The organism is Agrobacterium sp. CNPSo 3708, assembly GCF_028674915.1.
GTDB lineage: Bacteria > Pseudomonadota > Alphaproteobacteria > Rhizobiales > Rhizobiaceae > Agrobacterium > Agrobacterium cavarae.
This window is the reverse complement of sequence record NZ_JAQZSF010000003.1, coordinates 453,932-479,621: the sequence shown is the minus strand read 5'-3', so window position 1 is coordinate 479,621 and position 25,690 is coordinate 453,932. Positions and strand designations below refer to the sequence as shown.

The 25,690-nt window shown below is 59.1% G+C and carries 19 protein-coding genes and 1 other RNA gene; 5 read left to right on the top strand and 15 right to left on the bottom strand.

The window, feature by feature from the left end; all coding sequences use genetic code 11:
* Positions 1-14: 14 nt before the first annotated feature.
* The 11 genes from PVA19_RS09720 to PVA19_RS09670 all read right to left on the bottom strand — a co-directional run bounded on the left by PVA19_RS09720 (position 15) and on the right by PVA19_RS09670 (position 10,959).
* Positions 15-761, bottom strand: a complete 747-nt coding sequence (locus tag PVA19_RS09720) for an SDR family oxidoreductase (RefSeq protein WP_274102219.1) — start codon at positions 759-761, stop codon at positions 15-17.
* 78 nt (positions 762-839) lie between these two features.
* The gene (locus tag PVA19_RS09715; protein ID WP_062440629.1) at positions 840-1,607 is read right to left on the bottom strand and encodes an ABC transporter ATP-binding protein; all 768 of its coding nucleotides are present in this window, start codon (positions 1,605-1,607) and stop codon (positions 840-842) included.
* A gap of 9 nt (positions 1,608-1,616) precedes the next feature.
* Entirely contained in the window at positions 1,617-2,597 is a 981-nt protein-coding gene (locus tag PVA19_RS09710; RefSeq protein ID WP_274102218.1) for an ABC transporter substrate-binding protein, read from the bottom strand.
* Between the two features lie 43 nt (positions 2,598-2,640).
* Complete coding sequence (locus PVA19_RS09705; protein ID WP_274102217.1) at positions 2,641-3,489, bottom strand: ABC transporter permease; 849 nt, start codon at positions 3,487-3,489, stop codon at positions 2,641-2,643.
* 9 nt (positions 3,490-3,498) lie between these two features.
* On the bottom strand, positions 3,499-4,851 hold the full coding sequence (locus PVA19_RS09700) for an LLM class flavin-dependent oxidoreductase (protein WP_274102216.1): 1,353 nt from the start codon (positions 4,849-4,851) through the stop codon (positions 3,499-3,501).
* A 380-nt stretch (positions 4,852-5,231) separates the two neighbouring features.
* Positions 5,232-6,779 (bottom strand): Do family serine endopeptidase, encoded by a 1,548-nt coding sequence (locus PVA19_RS09695; protein ID WP_274102215.1) that lies wholly within the window; start codon positions 6,777-6,779, stop codon positions 5,232-5,234.
* A 220-nt stretch (positions 6,780-6,999) separates the two neighbouring features.
* Positions 7,000-7,950, bottom strand: coding sequence for a protease modulator HflC (hflC, locus tag PVA19_RS09690; RefSeq protein WP_113327924.1), 951 nt, complete (start codon positions 7,948-7,950; stop codon positions 7,000-7,002).
* Position 7,951: 1 nt separating this feature from the next.
* Positions 7,952-9,094, bottom strand: a complete 1,143-nt coding sequence (gene hflK / locus PVA19_RS09685) for an FtsH protease activity modulator HflK (RefSeq protein WP_113177649.1) — start codon at positions 9,092-9,094, stop codon at positions 7,952-7,954.
* Positions 9,095-9,240: 146 nt separating this feature from the next.
* On the bottom strand, positions 9,241-9,768 hold the full coding sequence (locus PVA19_RS09680) for a dihydrofolate reductase (RefSeq protein WP_274102214.1): 528 nt from the start codon (positions 9,766-9,768) through the stop codon (positions 9,241-9,243).
* The gene (locus PVA19_RS09675; RefSeq protein WP_062426556.1) at positions 9,765-10,559 is read right to left on the bottom strand and encodes a thymidylate synthase; all 795 of its coding nucleotides are present in this window, start codon (positions 10,557-10,559) and stop codon (positions 9,765-9,767) included. The genes PVA19_RS09680 and PVA19_RS09675 overlap by 4 nt, the downstream gene beginning before the upstream one ends.
* A 91-nt stretch (positions 10,560-10,650) precedes the next feature.
* On the bottom strand, positions 10,651-10,959 hold the full coding sequence (locus PVA19_RS09670) for a DUF2853 family protein (protein ID WP_274102278.1): 309 nt from the start codon (positions 10,957-10,959) through the stop codon (positions 10,651-10,653).
* 134 nt (positions 10,960-11,093) lie between these two features.
* Here PVA19_RS09670 and ssrA point away from each other — a divergent pair.
* The 4 genes from ssrA (at position 11,094) to PVA19_RS09650 (ending at position 13,101) form a co-directional block, all read left to right on the top strand.
* Positions 11,094-11,466: a transfer-messenger RNA gene (gene ssrA, locus PVA19_RS09665) on the top strand.
* Positions 11,467-11,656: 190 nt separating this feature from the next.
* The gene (locus PVA19_RS09660) at positions 11,657-12,166 is read left to right on the top strand and encodes an SspB family protein (RefSeq protein WP_062426554.1); all 510 of its coding nucleotides are present in this window, start codon (positions 11,657-11,659) and stop codon (positions 12,164-12,166) included.
* A gap of 47 nt (positions 12,167-12,213) precedes the next feature.
* Entirely contained in the window at positions 12,214-12,411 is a 198-nt protein-coding gene (locus PVA19_RS09655; protein WP_274102212.1) for a DUF4169 family protein, read from the top strand.
* Between the two features lie 477 nt (positions 12,412-12,888).
* Complete coding sequence (locus tag PVA19_RS09650) at positions 12,889-13,101, top strand: ribbon-helix-helix domain-containing protein (protein WP_062426641.1); 213 nt, start codon at positions 12,889-12,891, stop codon at positions 13,099-13,101.
* Positions 13,102-13,154: 53 nt separating this feature from the next.
* Here PVA19_RS09650 and PVA19_RS09645 read toward each other — a convergent pair whose 3' ends face one another.
* The 4 genes from PVA19_RS09645 to PVA19_RS09630 form a co-directional block, all read right to left on the bottom strand.
* The gene (locus PVA19_RS09645; protein ID WP_274102211.1) at positions 13,155-16,862 is read right to left on the bottom strand and encodes an AsmA family protein; all 3,708 of its coding nucleotides are present in this window, start codon (positions 16,860-16,862) and stop codon (positions 13,155-13,157) included.
* A 95-nt stretch (positions 16,863-16,957) separates the two neighbouring features.
* The gene (locus PVA19_RS09640; RefSeq protein WP_274102210.1) at positions 16,958-18,367 is read right to left on the bottom strand and encodes an FAD-binding oxidoreductase; all 1,410 of its coding nucleotides are present in this window, start codon (positions 18,365-18,367) and stop codon (positions 16,958-16,960) included.
* Positions 18,368-18,489: 122 nt separating this feature from the next.
* Positions 18,490-21,654 (bottom strand): efflux RND transporter permease subunit, encoded by a 3,165-nt coding sequence (locus PVA19_RS09635; RefSeq protein WP_274102209.1) that lies wholly within the window; start codon positions 21,652-21,654, stop codon positions 18,490-18,492.
* A complete protein-coding gene (locus PVA19_RS09630; protein ID WP_274102208.1) occupies positions 21,651-22,802 on the bottom strand; it encodes an efflux RND transporter periplasmic adaptor subunit in 1,152 nt (383 codons plus the stop codon). The genes PVA19_RS09635 and PVA19_RS09630 overlap by 4 nt, the downstream gene beginning before the upstream one ends.
* Positions 22,803-23,166: 364 nt before the next feature.
* Between PVA19_RS09630 and PVA19_RS09625 the strand changes: the two genes are divergently transcribed.
* Positions 23,167-25,641: an ATP-dependent helicase gene (locus PVA19_RS09625; RefSeq protein WP_062441120.1), complete on the top strand. Its 2,475-nt coding sequence runs from the start codon at positions 23,167-23,169 to the stop codon at positions 25,639-25,641.
* Positions 25,642-25,690 lie beyond the last annotated feature (49 nt).

Here is a 25,690-nt window from a genome sequence, read left to right as displayed (position 1 = left end):
CGCCGCCGAACATTTCATTTGACCGCAGCATTACCACCATCGGCATACAGGGCGGATCCGGCAACGAAGCTCGCCATCGGACTTGCCAGGAAGAGCGCTGCCTGCGCCAATTCCTCAGGGTTTGCGATGCGCTTCAACGCGTGAAGACTAGCGGCCCATTCTTTTTGTGCGTCGTCTCCAGCCATTGCCGTATCCACGCCACCGGGCAGCAAGGCATTGGCGCGAATGCCTTTCGCGGCATAGTCGGCGGTCAGACCTTTCACCAGTCCCATGAGCGCCGCCTTTGCCGCGCCATAGGCGGCCATTCCGGGCAGGCCAACACTCGTGCCGACAAAGCTGGAGGTGAAGACAATCGCCCCGCCGCCGCGCGCCAACATCGATGGCACCTGGAAACGGGTACCGAGAAAGGCTGAGGTCAGATTGGCGTTCAATGTGTGATGCCATTCTTCGAGCGAAAGTTCGGCAAGCGGCTTGATCGCGCCCACAGCGCCTGCATTGTTGACGGCAATATCAAGACCACCGAACAGATCCGCCGCCTGAACCAATCGCTCATGGGTCTGCGCAAGTCCGACATCGCCGACCACCGCATGCACCCGGCCGCCCAGATCGGCAATTGTTTCGGCAACCTCATTCAGCGCCTGCTCGCCACGCGCATTGATGACGACCGCAGCACCTTCTGCGGCGAAGAGCAGCGCGGTCGCCCGGCCAATACCGGATGATGCGCCAGTGATAATTGCGACTTTGTTATTCAGCAGTGTCACAGCCTTGGGCCTCCATTTAATGAAAGCCAAGGGTTAGAGGGCAGCTTGATTGACAGCCACCCGTTTCATGCACTTGCGCTAATGCAGGCCAAAGACGTGCAGCAGTTCCTCGCGCTGGCGAACAAAGGCTGGCGAACTGCGGTCACGCGGGCGCGGAAGATCGACATCGATCAATCGTGGCGCAGCACCCTTTTCACGCGGCAGGATCAAAATCCGGTCTGCAAGATAGATCGCCTCTTCGAGATCATGCGTCACGAGAACCGTGGTCACGTCTTCCTCCCGCCAGATCCTTGCCAATTCCTGCTGCATGCCGATCTTCGTCATGGCATCCAGCGCGCCGAGCGGCTCGTCCAGAAGCAGGATTTCCGGCTGGACGGCGAGAGCGCGAGCAATGCCCACACGCTGCGCCATACCGCCGGAGAGCTGCCGCGGATAGGCACTTTCGAACTGCTGCAGGCCAACGAGGTTGATGTAGCGACGGGCACGGCTGCGTGCTTCTTCCCGGCTCAATCCCTGCGTCTCGAGCCCAAAGGCAACATTGTCGAGCACGGTCAACCAGGGCAGAAGCCGCGGCTCCTGAAAAATCACCGCCCTCTCACGACCGACGCCACGCACCGCGTTTCCATCGATCAGCACATCACCACGATCGGCCTCCTCAAGCCCAGCCAGCACGCGCAGCAATGTCGTCTTGCCGGACCCGCTGGCACCGACGATAGCCAGGCTCTCGCCGGATCGGATCGTCAGGTTCAGGTCTTTCAGCACCTGGAACGGCTTGCCATTCAACTGGTAGGATTTGGAGAGGTGGCGGATCGCCACCTCTCCCCGTAGAGATTGCACGGCGCTCATCACATCACCTCAATTGCTGGCGGTCGCGGTTTCAGGCGAATAGAGGATCTTCTCCGTCACGAGCTGGCCCTGCTCTACCTTGCCTTCGCGCGTCAGCACGTCAATCCAGAACTGCAGGTCGCGATCGACAGCCTTGCCGCCGGGGCGGACGCCATAACCGAGGAAATATTTCGCCAGTTCGGGATTTTCGCCGCGCTCCTTCAGGGCCTTGGCGAATATCGCCTTGGTTTCCTCCGGATGTTCGCGAGCGTAATCAAGCGCGCGTTGAGACTGTTCGACGAAGGTCTTTGCCGCTTCTGGATGCGCCTTGATGAAATCGCGACGCAAGACCACGAAGCCGCCGGCAATATCGCCGAGAACATCCGTGTCATCGAAAACCGGCCGGATACCGCCATGCGTCTTCGCAAGCCCTTCGAAGGTCGTCTGCCAGTAGCCGAAGGCGGCGATGTCCACCTGGTTGGAGCGAAGCACCTGCTCCAGCTGCGGTCCCGGCACGACCACCGGCTTTGCCGCATCGACCGGCAATCCCTGCGAATGCAGCGCCTCGCGGATCGTGTAGTCCAGATGGGCGCCAAGTGTATTCACTGCAATCGTCTTGCCGGCAATATCCTTGATCGACTTGATCGGGCTGTCGTCGAGGACATAGAAGACCGACTGGACCTGATCATTGATGCCGTTCGACGGATAGGCGGCGACGAAGTCGTTTCCGCCGGCAATCGAGTTCAGCACGGCGGATGTCGCAGCGCTGCCGATTTCGACATCGCCGGAAGCAAGGGCAAAGAGCGAAGCCGGACCACCTTGGGCATAGCCGACATTTTCAAAGCTCACACCGGTACCTTTGAAATAGCCGAGCTTTTCGGCAAGCTCATGGGCGGCAAGACCGCCCTGGCTCGCGAGATAGCGCAGCTTCACCTCTTCCGCCGAGGCGATGGTGGTCAGGCCGAAGAGGATGGCTGCCGAGAGCAGCAGCTTGCGGGAATGGAACGTCATGGTCTTATCCTTTGAACTTGAAAGAAGGGGATCGATGCGGGGATCAATGGGACGGCGCAGACCAGCGGCAAAGCTTGCGCTGGAGCAGCACGAGCCCGGCATTGGCCGCGAGCCCGAGAAGCGCCAGAAGAAGGATCGACGCGTACATCAGCGGAATCTGGAAATTGTACTGGGCGTTCATCACCTGGAAGCCGACACCCTTATTCGCACCGATCATCTCGGCAGCGATGAGCAGGAGGAGCGCGGTGGTGGCGGAAAGACGCAAGCCGACGAAAATCGCCGGAACGGAAGCAGGCAACACCACACGACGGAAAATCGCGATCGGTCCTGCGCCATAGGTGCGCGCCATTTCGATCAGCTTGCGGTCCACTTCCTTCACGCCGCCAATGGTGGATAGCAGGATCGGAAAGAGCGTTGCCCAGAAGATGACGAAGACCTTGGATGCTTCACCCAGCCCAAGCATCAGAATGAAGACAGGATAGAGGGCGAGCGCCGAGGTCTGGCGGAAGAATTGCAGCAGCGGGTCGAGCGCGCGCTCAACGGCCGCCAATTGCCCCATGAAAAGGCCGAGCGGAATGCCGATGGCGACGGCCGCTGCAAAGGCAATGCCGGATCTCTGTAGGCTGATCGCGATATCATCGATCAGCGCCCCGCCGACAATGCCCTTCCACAGAGCGGCGACGATGATGTCGAGCCGTGGAAAGACCGCCGGGTTGATCCACCCCTGCGTGCTCGAAATTTGCCAGGCTGCCAGAAAGGCAAGCACCAGCCCGTAGCGGGCGAGGAACGGCGCGACGTAGCGGTTCGCCACCTGTAGAGTGACGGGCGTTCGCTTCTCGCCCCGATAATCCAGAACCCCTGAATGCGTGGACTTTACCTCGTCATAGGACATGATCGCACCTCACTCCGCTGCCTGGGCAACTGGCCGCTCTACAGACCAGCGATTGACGGGATATGGCAGGCCTAGATTCTCGCGAAGAGTCGTCCCTTCATATTCCGTCCTGAAGAGGCCGCGACGCTGCAGCTCTGGAATAACGAGATCGACGAAATCGTCGAGCGCAGTCGGAAGCCATGGCGGCAGGATATTGAAACCGTCGGCGGCTTCGTTCTCGAACCACTCCTGCAGCGTGTCGACGACGGTTTCCGGCGTGCCGACGATCGTGTAGTGGCCACGGGCAGAAGCGACCCACTGATAGAGCTGGCGGATGGTAAAGTTGTTCTCGTCGGCAATCTGACGCAGCAGCGCTTGCCGGCTCTTCATACCTTCCGTTGGCGGCGCGACAGGGAGCGGTCCATCGAGATCGTAGCCCTTGAGGTCCAGCGTACCGCCCGTCAGACCATTCAGAAGACCGACGCCATCCTCTTCGAGGATGAGCGAGGTCAGCCTTTCATATTTCTCCTGCGCTTCCGCCAGGGTTCTTCCCACGAAGGGCGACACGCCCGGCATGACGAGAATATGGTTTGGATCGCGGCCGAGACGGCGAGCGCGCGTCTTGATGTCGCGGTAGAACTCCTGAGCCGTCTCGAGATGCTGGTGCGCGGTGAAGATCACCTCGGCTGTCGCGGCCGCCAGATCGCGACCATCTTCGGACTGCCCCGCCTGAACGATGACGGGGTGACCCTGCGGCGAGCGCGGCACGTTCAGCGGACCGCGCACCTGAAAATGCTCGCCGCGATGATTGGTCTCGTGCAGCTTGGCCTTGTCGTAGAAGACGCCGCTTTCGACATCGCGGACAAAAGCATCATCCTCGAAACTGTCCCACAGCGCCTTGACGACATCCACATGCTCGGCAGCGCGCTTGTAGCGGCTGGCATGGGGCAGTTGGGTATCGAGATTGAAGTTCTGCGCGGCGGAATCGCCAGTGGTCGTCACCACGTTCCACCCTGCCCTGCCGCCGGAAATCAAATCCAGAGACGCAAACTTGCGCGCGGTCAGATAGGGCTCCTCATAGGTCGTGGACGAGGTAGCGATGAAGCCGAGATTTGTGGTGAAAGGTGCCAGCGCCGAAAACAGCGTCGTCGGTTCAAAACCCGCCACCCTGGCATTGCCACCTTCCCGCGCTCCACCAAAGCCGACGGCCAGATTGTCCGCCAGGAAATAGGCGTCGAACAATCCGCGTTCTGCGGTTTGCGCCAGCTGCTTATGAAACTCGAAGCTCACCGCGCCATCCACCGGCTGATCGGGATGACGCCATGATGCGATATGCTGTCCACCGCCCGGCAGGAATGCGCCCAGTCTGATCTTGCGTGCCATTGGTTCCTCGCTTTGAAGCTTTGCCGCATCTGCCTTCAGGCAGAGAAACGGACCATTCAGCTGCAGCACCCGTTCACCACGTGCCGCTTGAGAAGAACCCTATATTGTCTACTATTTTTATATAGAAAGGAGATTGCTCTGTTGCGCATCCTGAGCAAAAATATTTCTGTTCTTGAGCGCAGAGGCAGAACGAGCGCAAAATATGTTCGGCAATGGAGGAGCTCATGCAACTCCGTGTCAACGGCGTGGCAGCCAACCTCAAGACAAAGAAGGCCGGAACATCATATCCGATGGTCCGGCCTTCAATTTGTAAGCCGCTAACAAAAAAGACGGCCCGTATAATTCAAGCTCACCAAGCACAACGCTTGGCGTGGAGCCGACTATTCCAGCGGTATCGCGACAAAACGCAGATTGCCTTGCGCGTCGGCAATCATCATATGCGCATTCTTGCGTCCGGCAGACTTCAGGCCGTTGACGCGCACCATCACGTCGCCGGGGACTTCCATGAAATCCTGGCCGACTTCAACGATCACATCGCCCGCCTTGACGCCCTTCTGCTCTGCAATGGAACCGGGCGCAACGCTTGCCACATAGACGCCCTCAACGCTTTCGGCGACGCCCTTCTCGCTCTTCAACTCGTCGGTCAGCGTCACGAGGTTCATGCCGAGCACAGTCTGCGCTGCCTCGCGTGTATCGGGCGCCTGCTGCTCGGTTTCGCCGTTCTTCTGATCAGGCGCGGTCATTTCGCCACCCTCACCATCTTCAGGCATGGCGTCGTCGCTGCCGGCGCCGGGCTGCTGATCTTCGGCACTATCCTGCAACTGGCCGAGCTTGACCTTGACCGTCTCCTCCTTGCCGTCGCGGAGCACCACGACATCGACTTCCTTGCCCACCGGGCTTTCGGCCACGATCCGCGGCAGGTCACGCATCTCCTGGATCGGCTTGCCATCGAAATTCAGCACCACATCACCCGGCTTGATCGGCCCGTTCTCAACCGGACCGCCCTTCACAACGCCTGAAATCAGCGCGCCCTTGGCGGTGTCCATGCCAAGGCTGGAGGCAATATCGTCGGTGACGGGCTGAACGCGCACGCCAAGCCAGCCGCGACGCGTCTCGCCAAACTCGATCAGCTGCTGCACGATGTTTTGCGCAAGCTCGGTTGGTACGGCAAAGCCGATACCGATCGAGCCACCGCTCGGCGAAATGATCGCCGTATTGATGCCGATGACTTCACCCTTCATGTTGAAGAGCGGACCACCAGAGTTGCCCTTGTTGATGGCGGCATCGGTCTGAATGAAATTGTCATAGGGACCGGCATTAATGTTGCGGCCGCGAGCCGAGACGACGCCGACGGTCAGAGATCCGCCGAGGCCGAAAGGATTGCCGATCGCCATGACCCAATCGCCGATGCGCATGGTGCGGGAGTCGCCGAACTTCACCGCCTTCAGCGGCGCTTTCGGCTCGACCTTCAGAACGGACAAGTCCGTCTTGGTATCGGTTCCCACGAGCTTTGCCTTGAGCTTGGTACCATTGGGGAAGATCACCTCGATATCGTCAGCGCCTTCGATGACGTGATTGTTGGTGACGACGTAACCCGCCGGATCGATGACGAAGCCGGAGCCTAGCGAATTGACCTTCTCTCCGCTCTCGGGCTTCTGGTTGTCGAAATAGTCCTTGAAGAATTCCTGGAATGGCGAACCATCCGGGATACGCGGTGGCGTCGGACCCTTGCCCTCCGCCTTCACGCTTTGCGATGTCGAAATATTCACCACCGCATCGAGAAGCGGCGCCGCGAGATCGGCAACGGAAGCTGGCCCATTGGTCTGCGCCATCGCACCCACCGGCACAGCCACACCACCGGTCACGATGGCAAAGGCGGCCAGACCGGCAACGCTGCTGCGGAAAGGCGAAAATCGGGTCACGGGCATCAAGCGTCCTCGCATCTGCAAATAGTAGCCTCAAGCTTTAGTAGCCAAGCATAAGGCGGAATGATGAAGTGTGAAAAACCTTTTCGTGAAGAGCACGCGAATCTTCGCGCTCCTTCCACTGCAAATGAAGGCCTATCGTAAAGCCCTGACCATCACACCTATTTTCTTCCATAAGAAAAGGCCGCTCAAGGCGGCCTTTTCAATCTCGTATATCCAACAATCAGTTCGCTGGCGCCTGTGCCGGCGCCGTGGCAGGCGCTGGCGGAACTGCGGGTGCTGCACCCTGCGGCTGCGTGCCGTTGATGTTGTTGAAATAGCGGAAGAAGGTCGAATCAGGTGACAGAACCAGGGTCGTACCGTTACCCGTCAGCGCGTTGGTATAGGCGGTCATCGAGCGGTAGAACTCGAAGAAGGCCGGGTCACGCTGGAAGGCTTCACCGAAGATGCGGTTGCGTTCGGCATCACCCTCACCGCGCAGCACTTCGGACTGGCGCTGGGCATCGGATTCAAGCTCGACGACCTGACGATCGGCGATAGCGCGACGACGCTGGCCTTCTTCGTTACCGCGGGCGCGGATCAGTTCGGCTTCCGCCAGACGCTCCGACTTCATGCGCTCGAAGGTCTGCTGCGAGACTTCCTGCGTCAGATCCGTACGACGGATGCGGACGTCGACGATGCTGATACCGAGCGACTCGGCGTCAGGACGCAGATCGTCGCGCACTTCCTGCATCATCGATGCGCGGGCATCCGACAGAGCGGATTCGAAGCCACGCAGACCGTAGACCCGGCGAAGCGATGCATCGAGACGCGTGCGCAGACGCGTTTCAGCAGAGAGCTGATCGCCCGACACGGTTTCGCGGAAGCGACGTGCATCGGTGATGCGATAGACCACGAAAGCATCGACTTCGTAGAACTTGCCGCCCGAAACCTGAACACGAATGTTGTCGTGGTCAAAGCGCAACGCGCGGTTTTCGATATACTGAACGCGATCGGCATCCATGAAGGCGAATGGCAGCTTGAAGTAAAGGCCTGGCTGCGTCTTCACATCCTGGATCTGACCGAAGCGGACGACGATTGCCTGCTGCCGCTCATTCACGACGAAGACCGAGGAGTAGACGAGGAAGAACAGGATCGCGAGGCCAACGAGAATTGCCGTAAGACGATTGCTCATATCAGTTGCCTCCCTGCTGTGCTGCGCCGGTATTGCCGCGCATCATTTCATTCAGAGGCAGATATGGCACTACGCCCTGCTTTTCATCGATAATGATCTTGTTCGAACCCTTGAGGACCTGCTCCATCGTTTCGATGAACATGCGCTCGCGGGTCACTTCCGGTGCCGTTTGGTACTGGTCGTAGATCGAGATGAAGCGCTGAGCCTCACCCTGAGATTCGTTGACGACACGGCTCTTGTAAGCGTTCGCCTCTTCGACGATCTGGGCTGCCTGACCGCGTGCCGCACCAAGCTTCTGGTTGGCGTACTGGTTGGCTTCCTGCACGAAGCGATCTTCATCCTGCTCGGCACGCTGCACTTCATCGAAGGCATCGGCGACTTCGCGCGGCGGTGCCGCATCCTCGATCGCAACCGCATTGATGGAGATACCGGCACCGTAGCTGTCCATCGTCGCCTGGATGATGGAGCGAACATCGGCGGCAATCGCCTGACGATTGTCACGGAAAATATCCTGCGCCGGACGGCGGCCAACGACTTCGCGCATCGCGCTTTCAGACACCTGCTGAAGGGTTTCAGCCGGCGTATCGACGTTGAAGAGATAGGATTTCGGATCGGAGACCGTATAGAGAACCGAGAACTGGACGTTGACGATGTTCTGGTCGCCGGTCAGCATCACGCCGGTGGCAGCCGACGAAGACGTCGCACGTGCACCGATATTCTGTTGCTGCTCTGTCACCTTGACGATCTCGACAGTCTCGATAGGCCAGAAGTGATAATGGAGACCCGGCATCGACACTTCGTTCTTCGGCTTGCCGAAACGAAGTTCTACGCCGCGCTCGTCCGGCTGGACGGTGTAGATGGACTGAATGCCGATAAAGGCAAGAACCACGAGAACAAGGATGGCCACGACGCCACCATTGAAGCCGCCCGGCAGCATGCGCTTGAAGCGATCCTGACTGCGACGGATGATTTCTTCCAGATCGGGCGGGCCGCCATTGCCGTTACCGCCGCCTCCGCCACCGCCGCGTGGCCGGTTTGGCCCTTGTCCCCAAGGTCCACCCTGGTTGTTTCCTCCGCCGCCGCCATTATTACCGCCGCCGCCGCCCCAAGGGCCACCGCCGCCATTCTGATTGCTCCAGGGCATTCATACCTCTTTGTTATAAAAACTTTCCCGCTCCCTCTCCAACGCGCTTTTGCGATGCCGGCGGGAATATCGTCCTCGTTATAAGAAGGCGAAGCGTCTGTTTCAACGCAGGGGCGGTAACTTAATACCAGATCGACCCAAATAGTTCACTTTGCCGCACCGTGGCGCTGATAGGTTGCGAAACGCACGGCGTAATCGTCTTTTTCCCCGGCTGGCAGGGCAGTTTCGTCGGTTTTCTCAAAAACGGCCGGATCGATTTCCGGAAAAAACGTGTCGCCATCCAGTTCGACCTCCACATGGGTGACGGAAAGTTGATCGGCGAAGGGCATAGCCTGGCGGTAAATTTCGCCTCCACCGGCCACATAAACCGCCTCCACACCAAGCTCTCGAGCTTTGGATTTTGCTCGAGACAGCGCTTCCTCAAGCGAGGAAACGACCTCCACGCCGTCAGGGCGATAATCCGGGTTGCGGCTGACGATGATATGCGGACGACCGGGCAACGGCCGCTCGCCGACGGAGAGAAACGTCTTGCGCCCCATGATCATCGGCTTGCCCATGGTCTCAGCCTTGAAGCGCTTGAGATCGGAAGACAGCTTCCAGGGCATGTCCAGCTCGCGCCCGATAACATTGTTGCGGGACACGGCAGCGATCAGAATGATGCGGGGTTCACTCATACCGCAATCGGCGCCTTGATGCTTGAATCAGCTTCGTAGTTCTCCAGCGTAAAGTCTTCGAACTTAAAGGCAAACAGATCCCGCACATCCGGATTGAGCCGCATGGTCGGCAAGGCCTTCGGCGTCCGCGTCATCTGCAACTTCGCCTGCTCAAAGTGGTTCGCATAGATATGGGCGTCACCCAACGTGTGAACGAAATCACCAGGCTTCAAACCCGTGACCTGCGCCACCATCAGCGTCAACAGGGCGTAGGAGGCAATGTTGAACGGCACGCCAAGGAAGATATCGGCCGAGCGCTGGTAGAGCTGGCAGGAGAGCTTGCCATCCGAAACATAGAACTGGAACAGGCAGTGGCATGGCGGAAGCGCCATCTCGTCCACCAGCGCCGGATTCCAGGCAGAGACGATGTGACGGCGCGAATTGGGATTGGTCTTCAGGCCTTCGATCAAAAGCTGAATCTGGTCGATATGGCGACCATCCGGTGCGGGCCATGAGCGCCACTGCGCGCCGTAGACAGGCCCGAGATCGCCCTTCTCATCCGCCCACTCGTCCCAGATGGTCACGCCGTGTTCCTTGAGATAGGCGATGTTGGTGTCGCCCTTCAGGAACCACAGCAGCTCATGGATGATGGAGCGCAGATGAAGCTTCTTGGTGGTCAGCACCGGGAAGCCTTCTGAGAGATCGAAACGCATCTGGTAGCCGAAGACAGAGCGGGTGCCCGTACCGGTGCGATCGCCACGATCGCTGCCCGTTTCCATCACATGCCGAAGAAGATCGAGATATTGCTTCATGTCATTCCGCCACCGAGTCTCTATGGGGTTGTTATACCCCTTCCCGGCAGCGGAACCAATCGATGGACTCGGTTCGTCACAACTTTTGCGCCTAGACCGTATCAAGCTTTCCGAGATGCTTGGCCACGAGGTAGTAGAAGGTCACACGGGATTTGCTGCGGTCTGCCGCCATCGCGTTGGCGGTTGCGTCAATCGCGGCATCCGCCTCTGCGCCATCGACGCCGAGCTTCTTGGCGCACCATCCGCTCTTGACCCGAGCAAGCTCCTCCGGATCCGACGACGACACCAGCGCCGAGTCGCGATTGCGAAGCGCGATACCCAAATATTTGACGATCTTATTCACCACACCTTCATCGGCATCGGCATCGTACTTCTTCACATCTGCAAGATAGTCCGTCATGTCCTCATCCTCCATGTTGAGCAGCCAGATCGCATCCACGGCCACTTCAGGGAGAAGATGTGCCAAGCCTGCAACCGCGTCAAGAATCTCATGCAACCATCTGCGGGCAAGTCCTTTACCGAAATGTCACAAGGCCTCTTTCCTCAGCGCGCGGAAATGCCTATATGACCTCTGCCGGATGCAAATCCGGCTATGGCGATAAACGGTCGATGGAATAAACCTATTGGACCCGGGGGCGGTACCCGGCGCCTCCACCAAAAACCGGCGGCTTCTTGAGAAAAGGCCGGCTTTTGATGGGGGCGAAATAGGATCGACAAGGGCGTAAAGATCGAACTTTTGCTCGGCATGATACCGCCGTTATCGGGTCACAAGTGTAGTTGCAAATGACAACAACGCTAAGGAATACGCTCTCGCTGCCTAATGGCGGTGCGGGAATTCCGCTCTAAGTCCTTACGGTTAGCCCCGTAAGGCGGGGTTCGGAGGTACCTGGCAACAGAAACCTCCACCTTCTCCCCTCTCTTGAAATTCGCTATATGGTGCGCCTGACTCGCTTCTGGTACGCTTGAGATCGCGCATATATTTGCCGCGGTTGAAGGCTAAAACATGCTGCAGGCGATGAAGGCTTTTTCGTTGCTGCGCACTAAGACATTGCGTATACTCAGGTAAAAGACGTTCGAATAAGGAAAGACAGGACCGTATGGGGCAGGATCATATCCGTTACGACATTCTCGCACAGGATGCCCTTCGCGGCGTTATCCGCAAGGTTCTGAGCGAGGTTGCGGCCACTGGCCGGCTGCCGGGCGATCACCACTTCTTCATCACGTTCCTCACCGGCGCGCCGGGTGTGCGGATCTCGCAGCATCTCAAGGCGAAGTATGCCGAGCAGATGACGATCGTCATTCAGCACCAGTTCTGGGACCTGAAGGTGACCGAAACCCTTTTCGAGATCGGTCTGTCCTTCTCCGACACGCCTGAAAAGCTCGTTATCCCCTTCAACGCCATCCGTGGCTTCTACGACCCGTCGGTCAACTTCGAACTCGAATTCGACGTGCCTTTGGCCGAAGAGGAAGAGGTTCAGGAAGCGGAAATCACCGCCTACCCTGCACCCGCTGAAGCCAAGGTTCAGCCTTCTGAAGAGAAGAAGACGGACGAAGAAAAGAAGGCCGGCTCGGTCGTCTCTCTGGATGCTTTCCGCAAGAACAAGTAAGGCGCTGGCGCTGTCCTCAACGCGGTGCTGACCAATGAGAGGGCCTCATGACGGGTGATGTCGTCAACCTGCGCCAGTTTCGCAAGCAGAAGGCGCGCTCCGAGAAGGAAAAACAGGCGGAGCAAAACCGCCTGTCATTTGGCAGAACGAAATCCGAAAAGTCTCTGACAACCGCCTTGAATAACAAGGCTGAGCGCCAGCTAGACCAAGGCAAGCTTGATCGTCGGGATGACGAGTCCGAATAGGTTCCGCAGCCAAGATCTTCGCCTACCACCTCACAGCAACGTCGCTCCAAAAGCTTTGCCGCATTCAGTTCTCGAACTCGGGTTCGCAGCATCGGCCCGAAAATCGGACTCGATTTTCGGAAGGCACGATGCGTCGATTCAGAAACGCAAGGCGCTTTAAGCACCTCGTTCATTGAAGGCAGTATGCCGCCTGCCCTCTTGATCGCGAAGCTGTGATGCTTTCTGCTAGCGCGCGCACGGGGCCGAGCTTCTCACCACACACCAAAACGCGTATCCCACCCGACATTCCGGATGGTGTCGACAGCATCGGACTTTTTTCAGCTTCTCTTTCGATATCGCTCATCCTGGATGAGAAGTGGTGGAACCGAGGACACATAACAACGTTATCGAACGCAAGCTCCTATACATTTCATGGACTTGCAGGCAGAAAATGAATCAGATTGGCACCCTCTTGAATCGGCTTGGAAAGCAGCGACCTTGATACGCAAGCACTCCACGACTCTTCATGGTCACCGCACAAGCATCTCATTGGAGGATGCGTTTTGGGACGAACTCCGCGCGATTGCGGAAAAGCGGAAGATGAGCTTCGCGTCCCTGTTGGCGGAGATAGATGACAACAGATCGGAAAGCAGCAACCTGTCATCGGCGCTTAGGGTCTATGTGCTGATCTGGCTCAAGAGTCAGAAGTAGACGAGCCACCCCACTTTGCCCAACACTGACGCGTGGCAGCAAGCGTCACCTCCTTATTGAGGTGGGGATGCGTTCGACGGATCGGAAAACTGCCTGATCACATCCTGCGTCGGCGGAACTCTGAGCGTCGGCGTCGCCTCAGGTGTCTGCTGCTGGCGCTGCAACCGCTCCTGTTGCTCCTTCTCCGCCTGCAGACGCTCCTGCGCCAAAGCCCTAAGCCGTTCCTCTTCCGCCTTCCTTGCTCTTTCCTCCGCCTCTGCCCGTTCCTTTGCCGCCTGCCGCTCCGCCGCCTGGAAGCGATAAAGCGCAACCTCGCGTCGTAGCCGCTGTTTTTCCAGCACGCTCGCCTGTAGCGCTTCCACACGGCGGCGCTCCTTTTCAAAGGCGCGAAGAGAGAGATAGCCGGTGAGACCGGAAACATCTGTCGTCAAAGCTGGCTGCGCCAGAGGACCGACATAGTTCAGCCGGATGGAAGGGGTGGCACCGGCGAGCTCCTCGATGCCCGGCTTGTAGTCGAGCTCAAGACCTCCGGTCAGCGTTTCATCGGCAATATTCAGCGACAGATCACCTTTGAGGGACAACTGGTCTGTGGATGCCGTGACATTCTGCATCTTCAGGCTGCCATCGCTGATGGTGAACGGCATGGAGATCTGACCCAGCGTAACGTCACCTTGCCAGAGTTGTTGATCCACCAATGGGCGAACTTTTGCCGCGTCGATATTGCCCTGCAGGCCAGCAGCCGCTTGAAGCCAGGGCTGGAAGGCATTCGGGTTGATGCCACGCAGAACCAGATCATTGGTGCGGATTTCACCTGAGCCGCTGGCGGATGTCAGCAATTCGCGGACACTCTTGCCGGTTGCTTCGGCCGTCACATCAGCCGCATAGCGGCCCGTCGACACCGGGCTGTTGCCGCTCTTCCAGATGATGCCTTCAGGATTGGCCCCGGAGATGGCGAGCTTGGTGCGGAAGATTCCAGCCCCCTCGCCCGTCGCCATCGCCATTCTTCCGGACAGTTTGCCGCCCATCCAGTCGCCCGCGATATTATCAAGCGACAGCGTGCCGTTTCCATGGGTCATCGAGAAGGACGATCCGGTGACGGTGCCGAAGGGGCCGACCTCAAATTTCGCCGCCTTGACGGACAGTGCGGCCTCGATCTTAGGGAAGGACGGAAGCGCGACCGGCTTGGCGTTCAGCCCGCCACTTTCCGGATCGATGACCGGTCCATACATGGCGTCACCCAGCCACGCCATATCGACGCTCGCAAGCGAGATATCGCCTGTCACCTTGTAGGGCGCTGCACGCGATAGTGCGACATTGCCGGAAAAGGCGTTACCGCCGGCCTGGCCAATCAGATTGGCAAAAGTGGCCTTTTCCTTGTCGACGGAAAGCTTGGCATTTGCCTTGGTCGACATCCCGCCACCAAGCTGCGGCAAGCCAACGGCGTTCATGATAAGATAAGGCTCGATATCCGCACTTTCGAGCGCGAGATCGGCGCTGCCTTCACCGAAGGTCTCGGGCGCAAGCGAAAAGCTGCCGCCAGCCGTAAAGTGGGTGCGTTCCGTGGAGAAGCGGAAATCCGTCTGCATCGCAGAACCGAGGCTGCCATTGAGCTTGACCGAAAGCAGACCTTCGCCATCCGCATCGAAAGGCAGCGGATCAAGCCCCGCCTGGCCGAAGAGGATCGCAGTCGACTGGTTCTTGAGAACCGCTTCCAGCGTCAGCGCGGTATCGTCCGTGATCGAGAAGAAGTCCGGCAACTTGGCAACCGCCGAGAGACGGCTGCCATTGATCGTGCCGGAAACGGCGGCATTGGCACCGCCACTGTTGCTATCGACGGAAAGATCGACAGTGACATCCGAATTGGCGTACCAGGGAGCGCTTCTCACCAGACGATCCAGCAGCGGATGGTGTGGCAGTTTCTGGCGGATCAGTTCAAGCACTGGCTGCATGTCTGCGGCGCGCAGATTGATGTTGCCCTTGCCGCCATATTTCAGCAGTGTTCCTTGCAGCTGTCCCTTGGCATGCACCTCGGCACCGGCAATATCGCCAGCCGTCATCGTATCGAGCGAGAGAACGCCGTCCGACACCGTAAAGGCGGTCTCGACCTTGTTCGCCGTTACACCCGCCATATTGAAACGGTCGGCCTTGAATTTCGCGGCGATGCGCTCATCGAAGACGGATGCGCCATTCGGATCGCCAAGAACAAGGCTCCCAAGCGCTTTCAGCGCGTCGAGATCGATCTCGTCTCCGGCAAGATCGACATCGATGCTCGACCCCTTATCCGTCGTCTGACGCAGCAGGCTGCCGCGCAAAGATGCCCGGCCGATGGCAAGTTCGAGATCGTTGAAGCGCTGCGCCTTTGTCGTCAGCGAGACCTTTGATGAGAAGCCGGCAGCGTTGAGCTGGCGGATTGCCGGATCGACGCTGCCCGTCAGCCAATTGGCAAGGCCGGACGGCTGGTTGGAAGCAACCAGAAGATCACCATTAAAGGCGGGGCCATCAGTCAGCGTCAGCGAGCCTTTGGCCTCGAACTGTGTGCGGCCTGGCAGCACGGCAACGGCATTCACCACCTGCCACCCTGCCCCGTCAGGTCGCACATCAAGCCGAATATCGCGAATGGTTGTGTCGTCGGAGATGAGCGCGGGCAGACTGATGCTGGCCTTACCCGGCACCTGCGGCACCGGAATGCGCGCAATCAGATCGGCAAAAGCCTCGATACGCTGACGCACCGACACTGTCGGTACGCGGGATGTCTTGCCGCTGGACGGGACCGGAACCGGCGTCAAGCGGTTGAAATCGATCTGCTGCCCGTCGGCGGTCAGCAGGAACTCAGGCGCCGCACCCGTATCGAGCGTGGCTTCGCCGGTGACGATATAGGGATTGTCGATGGCGCCCAGCTCCATGCGGTAGCTGGGAATGCGCAGGCGCCCGTTGGTCAGTTCAAAGCTGCCGCGTGTGCGCGGTGCCGAGAAGATCGACTGATCCTGCTTCTGCTGCCCCTTCTGCTGTTGATTGTCGTCACGGCGGAAATTGAAGGCGAAGGAACCGCTATAGACAGGACGACCAGCCGTCGCGCCAATGCCGCCATCAAGATCGATCTCGACGGGATACTCATCCGGCTGCAGCCGCAGGCGAAGTCCCATGCGGCCGACCGTCGGGTCCGGCTCGCCGCTTGAAAGCGAAAACGATCCGGCGTGGCCATCAATCGCGGCCCGACCTTCAGCCCGCCACGGCCCTGCGAGTGACTTTGCCGACATCGCCGCATTCAGCCCGGTGATGGTGCGGTTGCGACCGGATTGCTCGTCGATGAACTCGATCTGCCCGTCTTCGATGTTGACGCTTTCAAGCACCACGGTGCGGGCCGGAATCTCGACGCGGCCGCCACGCATCCAGTCCAGCGTGCCATCCTTCAGCAGCCGGATCTTCGCTTTTGGCTCTTCGATACGCATGTCGAAGATGCGCGCTTCTCCTGAAAGAAACGGCGCGAGTTCGGCATCCATGGAAAAACGTGCCACCTGAATGAGCGGCGAGCCATCGGCGTCGGTGCCTGCTCTCACATCATGCAGCGTCACCGATGGAAAAGGCAGAAGCCGGGCTTCGACCGGTCCGTGCACCACGACCTTCTTGCCCAGAATGCGGCTTGCCTGATCTTCGAAGTCGCGACGGAAGTCGGTCCAGTCGATGAAATAGGGAATCAGAAGCGCCGCAAAGAGCGCCACAACCAGCAGTCCGCCCAGAAAAACCAATATGCGTCCGAGCACGACCCGTCGTCTCCCATAATCACCGCTGAAAACTAGCGGTTTTTCGCCCTAGGGCAAGCATCATTTGGTCGAAAGCCCTTTGCTCTCTAACCAGATCAAAGACGAAAGAGCTTGCCCGGATTGAAAATATTATCCGGATCAAGAGACCGCTTGATGGCGCGCATCGTATCGAGTGCGGGACCGGCCTCTTCTTCGAGAAAACTCATCTTCCCCTGCCCCACTCCGTGTTCTCCGGTGCAGGTGCCATCCATGGACAGCGCACGACGATTGAGCCGCGCCACAAAGGCTTCGGTTTTCGCCACACTGTCTGGATCCTTGCCGTCGAAAAGCACGAGAACATGGAAGTTGCCATCGCCCGCATGCCCGACGATCGGCGCCAGCATGTTGTTTTCCATGATGTCGCGCTGCGTTTCCACGACGCAATCGGCCAGGCGCGAGATCGGAACGCAGACATCGGTCGAAAGGCCGTCGAGATGCGGCGCGAGCGCACGCGATGCCCAATAGGCATCATGGCGGGCTTTCCACAGCTTGTTGCGCTCCTGCGCGTCACCGGTCCATTTGAAATCCGTGCTGCCGAATTCCGCAACGATCTCAGCAAATTGCTGCGATTGCAGCGCAGTCGTTTCTTCCGTCCCGTGAAATTCGACGAAAAGCGTCGGTCTCTCTTCGTATCCCAGACCGGAATAAGCGTTGCAGGCGCGGATCTGGACCTCGTCCAGCAGCTCGATACGAGCCACCGGAATACCGATCTGGATCGTCATGATCACCGCATCGCAGGCGGCCTTGATCGTTTCGAAAGTGCAGACACCGCCGGCGATCTTCTCCGGAATGCCCTGAAGACGAAGCGTAACGGATGTGAGCACACCGAGTGTGCCCTCCGCACCGACGAAAAGCCGCGTCAGATCGTAGCCGGCAGAGGATTTGCGCGCGCGCCTGCCGGTACGGATTTCCTCACCATTGGCAGTGACAGCCGTCAAGGCCAGCACATTGTCCTTCATCGTGCCATAACGCACCGCATTCGTGCCGGATGCGCGCGTGGATGCCATGCCGCCAATCGAGGCATTAGCACCGGGATCGATCGGAAAGAACAGACCGGTATCGCGCAGATAGGTGTTGAGCTGCTCGCGGTTGACGCCGGGCTCGACCGTCACGTCCAAGTCCTCGGCATTGACCTCGATGATTCGGTTCATCCGGCTGAAATCGATGGAAATGCCACCGGATGGCGCATTGACCTGGCCCTCCAGCGAAGAGCCCGTTCCGAAGGGAATGACCGGCACCTTGTGCTCCGCGCACGCCTTTACCACCGTCTTAACGTCGTCGGCGGTTTCAACAAAGGCAACCCCATCGGGAAGCTGGGTCGTCAGATAGGTCGTAGTGTGGGAGTGCTGTTCGCGGAAAGACTGGCCCGTCTGGAATTTTTCGCCGAGATCGCGCTTCAGCACCGTCAGAACAGCGGCAATGCCAGCCTCGTTTCGTGTTCCCGATACGACATCTTTCAAAGCCATGACATGCTCCACCACGCTGCAAGTTTTTAGCCCGCGTCGCGCGCGGGCCAAGGCGTGGTATGTGACAAGGCTCTCACTTTGTCCAGCGCGGGCTTTGCGACTGTCCGGTGTTTGACGCCAAATCACTCCGCGGCGAGAAGTGGCTTTTCCTCCTCCAGGGCGCGGCGGCGAATGGCGGTCTCCAGTTCGCGATGCAGTCGAATTTCCTCATCCGCCTGCGGCTTGGCAAAGCGTGCCAGGAGCAGGTACGAAACCGGGGTGATGTAGAGCGTCACCAGCGTTGCAAAGCCGAGACCACCGACGATGACCCAACCCAGCGCGATACGCGCTTCAGCACCCGCACCCTGTGCCAGCACCAGTGGCACACCGCCGAGAATGGTGGCGATCATCGTCATCATCACCGGGCGAAGGCGAATGCTGCAAGCCTTCTCGATGGCTTCACGCACGCTCGCGCCCTGATCGCGCAGATGGTTGGCGAATTCCACGATCAGAATGCCGTTCTTCGCCATCACACCGACCAGAAGCACGAGGCCGATCTGACTGTAGACATTGAGGCTTGATCCAGTAACGAGCAGCGCGATCACCGCGCAGGCAAGACCGAGCGGCACCGTCGTCATGATGATCAACGAACTCAGGACACTTTCGAACTGCGCCGCTAGCACCAGGAAGATGATCGCAATGGCAAAGCCGAAGGTCAGCAACATGCCGCTGGAGTTTTCCTGAAGCGTGGCGGCTTCACCGAGCGGGATCAGCCGCGCACCGGATGGCATGATCTGGCTCGCCAGTTCATTGACCTTGGCAACCGCATCACCCAGAGAAACACCTTCGCGCAGGTTGGCGGAGAAGCCGACCGATGGTAGCTGCTGCTCGCGGTTCAGCTGCGGCGCGACCGCATTTTCCTTCAGAGATGCGATCACCGACATCGGCACGATCTTGCCGTCATCTGTCTTCAAGAAGATGTTCTCAAGATCCGTCGGATCGTTGATCGGCCGGGTGGAGGCAAGAAGACGAACAGGGATCGCGTCACCATTCACAAAGACGTCGACGATGGAGCGGCCTTCGAGGAGCGACTGCATGGCGCGCGACAGCCCGGTGATGTCGATGCCGAGATCGGATGCCCGTTCGCGATCGATGGAGACGGAAAGCTGCGCCTGGTTCGGCTCGTTATCGAAGCGCGGCGTGTCGAACATGCCGGTTTCTTCCATCGACAGCAGCAGCTTTTGCGTGGACTCGGTCAGCGCCTGATAGTTGGAGCCGACCATCGCCATGCTGAGACCATTGCCCGCGCCGCGAATGCGCAGGCTGTTCGGCTGCTGCGCCGTGCCGCGAAGCGCAGGCACCTTTTGTGCGGCGGAATTGATATCCTGAGCGATCTGGTTCTGCGTGCGGTCACGATCCGCCCATGGTGCGAGCGTCAACACCATGAAACCCGTATTGGACGAGCCATTCATTCCGGTGATCGAATAGACGTTACGGATTTCCCCGCTTTCGCGCAGCGGCATCAGATTCTCTTCGATGCGCTGCAACTGGTCGCGCGTATATTCCAGGCTGACGCCCTGCGGCGCAGTCACGCGCAGGAAGATCGACGAGCGATCCTCGCGCGGCGTCAATTCGTTCTGCACCATGCCAAAGGCCACCCAGGAGACCCCTGCAAAGGCAATCGACACGACGATAACGATCAGCGGATTGTTGAGACAGCTCGACAGCGTGTTCTTGTAGGTGCTGGCAAAGAGATTGCCAAACCAGGCAAGCGGGCCGGTCTTATGCTCCACAGTCTTCTTCAACATGCGTGACGCGAGCATAGGGCAGAGCGTCAACGCCACAATCGAGGACAAGCCAACGGCAAAGGCCAGCACGAAGCCGAACTCACGGAACAGGCCGCCCAACTGGCCGGGCAGGAAGGAGAGCGGAATGAAGACAGCGGCGAGCGTTGCCGTGGTGGCGAGAACCGCGAAGAACACCTCCTGCGTACCCAGCACGGCCGCAGCACGCGGCCCCATCCCTTCGGCTCTGCGGCGCACGATATTTTCCAGAACCACGATCGCATCGTCCACCACAAGACCCGTCGCCAGCACGATGGCAAGCAGCGTCAGAATGTTGATGGAAAAGCCAACCATGTAGATGGCCACCAGCGTGCCGATCAGCGCGACCGGCATGGTGATGGCTGGAATAAGCGTCGCGCGCCAGTCGCGCAGGAAGAGATAAAGAACAACGACGACGATCAGCGCAGAAAGACCGAGCGCCAGTTCCACCTCGTGAAGCGCGCCTTCGATGAAGACAGCGTCGTCGCTGGTAACGACAATTCGTGTGCCCTCCGGCAGGTTCGGCGTCATCGCATCGACAGCTGCCTTGACTCCGGTCGAAATGTTCAACGTGTTGGACTGTGCCTGACGGATCACGCCAAGGCCGACGCCCTGCACGCCGTTGGAACGCAGGGATGTGCTTTCATCATCGGCACCAAGCTGCACGCTCGCCACATCGCGAAGACGCACCTTGTCCTTGATCAGCAGATTTTCGAATTCGGCAGGTGTGGTGAGATTGGCGGTCGCGCGCACCACGATGTCCTGCGTGGAGCTTTTCAGCGAGCCGGCCGGAACATCCAATGCGGCGGTTGCCAGCGCGTTGGATACATCGGTTACGGTGAGACCACGGCTTGCGAGTGCCGCCTGATCGAGATCGATCCGGAACACCTTCTCCTGGTCGCCGTAAAGCTCCACATCGGCAACGCCATCGACGGCAGCCAGGCGGTCGACGACCTCATCCTCTACAAGCTTGGTCAGGTCTTCCATGCTGAGCGTGGAAGAGGTGACGGCAAGACGCATGATCGGCTGGCTGTCGGAATCGGCCTTGATGATCTGCGGTTCATCGGCATCTTCCGGCATCTGATTGGTGACACGACCGATCGCGTCGCGCACGTCATTGGCGGCAACCGCGAGATCGATATTGTCGCCAAATTCCAGCGTCACACGGCTGGTACCAAACTGCGAGGCCGACGAGATGGACTTGACCCCGCTGACACGGGCGACAGCGCCTTCGATCGTCTGCGTCACCTCCTGGTCGATCGTCTGCGGCGACGCGCCGTCATAGGTCGTGCGCACGGAGATGACCGGACGGTCCACATCCGGCAATTCACGGACTTCTACGCCGACAAGGGCTGCCAATCCGGCAACCACCAGCAGCGTGTTGATCACCGCAGCAAGGATCGGCCGTCTTACGAAGAGCGCGGTAAAGGCAAGCTTTGAGTCCTGCCCTGCGGGCGGCGTCTGTCCAGTAGATGAACCGCTCATTGGCTGGCGACCTCCGGTGCTTTCGGTTCGTTGCCGATGCGCACAGCGCCGCCTTCACGCACGCGCTGCAGACCTTCCGTCACCAGGAGGTCATTGGGTGAAAGCTCGGCCTTCACCAGAACAGCGTCAGGGTTGCGCTGCACCACCTGAACGCGGACCTTGTTCGACTTGTTGTCCTTCACGCGCCACACATAGGAACCGTCGGCGTCCCACTGCACGGCCAGAGGATCGACCGATGGATAGGTTTCGCCTTCGAACTTCATGGTGACGCTGAAGGACATGCCGGCGCGTAGCTCATCCTTGGCGTTATCGAAAACGGCGCGCACACGAACGGTGCGGCTTGCTTCGTCCACACGATTGTCGACCGCCTCCACCTGGCCCGTAAAGGTCTCACCCGGGCGGGCAATTGAGGTCGCTTCCACCGGCATGCCGACCTTGATTGCCGTGGCAAATCGTTCCGGTGCCCAGAAATTGACGAGGATCTTCGAACGATCGTCGATGCTGACGATACTGGTCTGTGTCGTTGCATTGTCGCCGACATTAATGGCGACGATGCCGGCAATGCCGTCGATCGGCGCGACGATATTGCGCCGTTTCAGATTGAGCTCGGCCGTGCTGACCGCAAGCTTGGCGGACTCCTCGGCAATCTGCGCATCGAGAACATCGAGACGGGCCACCGACTGAAGATTTTTATAGGAGGAAGATTTTTCAACCGCACTTTTGAGAGAGACCTGCGCCTTGTCGCGCTCGATCAGTTGCTCGTCATCATCAAGCCTTGCCAGCACATCGCCCTTCTTCACTTTCTGACCGGACGACACGAGAATCTCGGAAATCAATCCGGACGCCTGAGGTGTCACGACGACGGTCTGGATCGCCTCACCGTTGCCGATCGCATTGAGACGGTCGTTAACTGTGCCGGTCTTGGCAGGAGCGGTCATCACGAGCGTGGCATTGCTGCGCCCGCCTCCGCCACCTTGGCCTGCAGGTCTGGACGAAGCACTGGCGGCGTTGTTTGCGGCAGGCTCGCCCGTCGTGACGATGCCAGCCTTCGCCAGCAGGTTCTGCCCTGTGGACGAATTGAACGCCCACAAAAAGAAACCAGCCCCGACGACCGCCAGACTGACACCAACCTGCTTCCAAACCCGCATGCAATTCTCCGTGTGATCCATCCACAACCGCAGCCGTGCCGCAACGCGGACAGGCAGGCGAATGATTTGGGGCAGTATCTTTGCTGCTGCTTAACAACGCAACGCAACATTTCGTTTCTTACCGAATTGTAATTTGCGAAAATTTTGCGGCAAGACATCGAAAAATCACCGATATACTTTATCGCCAGTTGTAATTCCGCTTTGAAACCGTCCTCGGCTCAGCATCGCACGCACATGGCAGAGAGGCCGCGGGCATGCATAAAACTGGCATTTTGCCTTCTATTGGTCGCGATCACCGTGAATACGGGAATAAAAGCAGAACGACGTTCTAGCGTTTATATCCCGAATCACTACATTGAGCCGCATGAGCAATAGTTTCGACGATATGCCGTTCTTCGACGAAGAACCAAACGAGCCGCGCCGTCCGGCCCCAAACGCAGCTCCCGCACCCGGTGGCTTGGGCATTGCCGCGCGCGCCATGGCGGCGCGTGATCAGGCACGTGGCACGCCCGATTATCTCTCCGGCCTCAATCCGGAGCAGCGGGAGGCGGTCGAAACGGTGGATGGTCCAGTGCTGGTTCTTGCTGGTGCCGGCACGGGCAAGACCCGCGTGCTGACGACACGTATCGCCCACATTCTCGCAACCAACAAAGCCTATCCAAGCCAGATCCTCGCCGTGACCTTCACCAACAAGGCGGCGCGCGAAATGAAGGAACGTATCGGCGTCCTCGTCGGCGGCGCGGTCGAAGGCATGCCATGGCTTGGCACCTTCCACTCCATCGGCGTGAAGCTTCTGCGTCGGCACGCCGAACTCGTCGGGCTGAAATCGGACTTCACTATTCTCGATACCGATGACGTGGTGCGGCTCATCAAGCAGTTGATCCAGGCCGAAGGTCTGGATGACAAGCGCTGGCCGGCCAAACAGTTCGCCGGGATGATCGACAATTGGAAGAACAAAGGCCTGACACCGCCGGATATTCCAGAAGGCGACAGCCGCGCCTTTGCCAATGGCAAGGGCCGCGAGCTTTATGCCGCCTATCAGGCAAGACTGAAGACGCTGAATGCCTGCGACTTCGGCGATCTTCTGCTACACCCGATCACCATATTCCGCCGCCACGGCGATATCCTCAAGGACTATCACCAGCGCTTCCGCTACATTCTGGTGGACGAGTATCAGGACACCAACACCTGCCAATATATGTGGCTGCGGCTTCTGGCGCAGCGCGCAAAGGGCGAGCCGCAAAACGTCTGCTGCGTTGGCGACGACGATCAGTCCATCTATGGCTGGCGCGGTGCCGAAGTGGACAATATCCTGCGCTTCGACAAGGATTTTCCCGGCGCCAAGGTCATCAAGCTCGAGCGTAACTATCGCTCCACCGAACATATTCTGGGCGCAGCCGGTCACCTGATCGCCCATAATGAGGGCCGTCTGGGCAAGACGCTCTTCACCGATCGCGTCGACCCGAACGACGAAAAGGTCGTGGTGCATGCTGCATGGGATTCCGAAGAGGAAGCCCGTGCCGTCGGCGAAGAGATCGAGGCACTTCAACGCAACACCAAGCATAATCTCAACGACATGGCGATCCTCGTTCGCGCCTCGTTCCAGATGCGCGAATTCGAAGATCGCTTCGTCACGCTTGGTCTCAACTACCGCGTCATCGGCGGCCCACGCTTCTATGAGCGCATGGAAATCCGCGATGCCATGGCCTATTTCCGCCTCGTCTGCCAACCGGCGGACGACCTGGCCTTCGAGCGCATCGTCAACACGCCGAAGCGCGGGCTTGGCGACACGACCATTCGCACGCTGCACGACTATGCCCGCGCCCGCGATATCCCCATGCTGGCAGCCGCCGCCGATATTATCGAGACGGACGAGCTGAAGCCCAGGGCGCGCAAGGCGCTCTTCGATGTGGTGCAGGATTTTCGCCGCTGGCAAGGGCTGCTGGAAAACACCGAACATACGGTGCTTGCAGAACAGATTCTGGATGAAAGCGGCTACACCGCCATGTGGCAGGCCGACAAGACCGCAGAAGCGCCGGGACGCCTGGAAAACCTGAAGGAACTCATCCGCTCGATGGACTCCTTCGAGAGCATGCGCGGCTTCCTGGAGCATGTGGCGCTCGTCATGGATGCCGAGCAGAATGAAGAGCTCGATGCCGTCTCGATCATGACGCTGCACTCCGCCAAGGGCCTGGAATTCGAAACCGTCTTCCTGCCCGGATGGGAAGAAGGTCTGTTCCCACATCAGCGCTCTCTGGATGAGGGCGGACGCTCAGGTCTCGAAGAAGAACGACGCCTTGCCTATGTCGGCATTACCCGCGCCAAGCGCCGCTGCCACATCTGGTTCGTCTCGAACCGCCGAATTCACGGCCTGTGGCAATCCACCCTGCCCTCACGCTTCCTGGATGAGCTGCCGGCATCCCATGTCGAAGTCACGGCATCGGAAAGCAGTTATGGTGGCTATGGCGGTCGCGGCGGCTACGGCCAGTCCCGCTTCGACAAGGCCGAGCCCTTTGCCAATAATTACGCCACGCCCGGCTGGAAGCGCGCTCAGGCCAACAGGTCGGATGCAACGCGCGACAACTGGGGCAGCCGGTCGGGACATGCGGTAGAGCGGATCGGCTATGGTGAGAGCGGTCCGCGTGCCCGAACCATCGATGGAGAGCTGGTCGCGAAGTCAGTGGCCGACGCGCCCTCGAAATTTGCGGTCGGAGATCGCGTCTTCCATATCAAGTTCGGAAACGGCAATGTCGCGACCGTCGAAGGCAACAAGCTGACGATCGATTTCGACCGAGCGGGCCAGAAACGCGTGCTCGACGGCTTCGTGGAAAAGGCCTGATTCCCAAACATAAAGAAGCCGCGCCAGCTTAAAGACGATAAGCATGCCT